Source organism: Micrococcus sp. GbtcB5 (assembly GCF_019091605.1).
GTDB classification, from domain to species: Bacteria; Actinomycetota; Actinomycetes; order Actinomycetales; family Micrococcaceae; genus Micrococcus; species Micrococcus luteus.
Map to the genome: position 1 here is coordinate 1 of NZ_JAGXJK010000647.1, position 228 is coordinate 228.

Annotated in this window: 1 protein-coding gene; it reads right to left on the reverse strand. The window is 81.1% G+C overall.

Going from position 1 to position 228, the window contains the following annotated elements:
* Positions 1-228 (reverse strand): chorismate synthase (locus KVS67_RS13820; RefSeq protein WP_217565621.1); only part of this gene is annotated, 228 nt, incomplete at both ends.

Sequence of the window (228 nt, forward strand, 5' to 3'; positions counted from 1 at the left end):
GGGCAGCGCGCGCGGCACCGTGGCGATCGGCTCCATCGCGGCGCCCACGCGCAGCAGCTCACCCGCCGACATGCCGGCCTCGATGCCGCCGGCCCGGTCGCTCGTGCGCCGGGGGCGGCCGTCCGCGCCGCGGGCGGTCCCGTCGTGGGCGGCGGAGCCGCGTCGGGCGGCCGTGGCGCACCCGTCGCCGACCTGCACGCCCTTGATCGCCTGGGTGCCCATGAGCGC